The sequence below is a fragment of the Vibrio genomosp. F10 str. 9ZD137 genome, from assembly GCF_049974785.1.
GTDB lineage: Bacteria > Pseudomonadota > Gammaproteobacteria > Enterobacterales > Vibrionaceae > Vibrio.
In genome coordinates, this window is record NZ_JBNGCJ010000969.1 from 1 (window position 1) to 925 (window position 925).

The 925-nt window shown below is 45.3% G+C and carries 1 protein-coding gene and 1 pseudogene; both read left to right on the top strand.

The annotated features are described in order from the left end of the window. On the top strand, window positions 1-239 hold a 239-nt coding region (locus ACP45E_RS21000), incomplete at its 5' end, for a YcjX family protein (protein WP_141707469.1). Beyond that, a pseudogene (locus ACP45E_RS21005) lies at window positions 236-925 on the top strand (YcjF family protein); the annotation flags it as partial. The gene ACP45E_RS21000 and the pseudogene ACP45E_RS21005, both read left to right, overlap by 4 nt.

The following is a 925-nucleotide window of genomic DNA, read 5'->3' on the forward strand; positions in this document are numbered from 1 at the left end:
GCTTTATTGGGTCAGGCGATAAAACGATGCCCGCGATACAAGGGACAACCTTACAAGGTGAAGCATTAACCGTATTTCCTGGCGAATTACCGAATACACTTCCCGCCGCTGATTACTGGGATAAAGCCGGGTTTGAATTTACCTCATTCTTGCCAAAACCAAAGAGTGAATATGGCCCGTGTGAACATATTCGGATGGATAAGGCGTTAGAGTATGTCATTGGAGATAAGCTTAGATGACCGATTTAAAGAATAAACAGGTATTTAACGAAACCTTAGTGACGTCATTAGACACATCCAATGCTGGTCAACCAAGCGGTGGTTACGAAAACGAGGGTGACGCAAGCAAAGAATTAAACGCGCATCTGGTGCTCAATAAACAACAAACCTTTGATTCACCAGACAGTTTCTCCCCCATGGCTACATCAGTAGAAGAGGAAAGCCCAGAGCTCGAATTGGAGCAATTAATTAAGCCCAAAAAACGCACCAAAGGCCTAGCAGTAGCTCTATTTATTGCTTTTAGTGGTTTATTGGGTTGGCAAGCGGTTGATGCGGTAGTGACAGCGATTAGCGCATCGGATTGGCTGTCTTTAGGCTGGGCGGCACTGATCAGTGGTGTCTCGTTATTAGGTCTTAGTGCAATAGGAAAGGAGCTATGGAAGCTACGAAAGCTCCGCCATCACTTCAGTACTCAAGAAGAGAGTCACGCTTTAATTCAAGAGGGTGGAATTGGTAAAGCACGTTCATTCTGTACCCGAGTAGCCAAAGAAAGCGGTTTGTCAGACGAGAATCCAAGTTTTGATAAGTGGAAAAATTGCCTAACCGCGTCTCACAGTGATGCGGAAGTCATCGAGCTTTACGAGTCCATCGTTGTGAAGCAATTTGATCAAAAAGCGGCGCAGATCGTGACAAAGCATGCCTGTGAA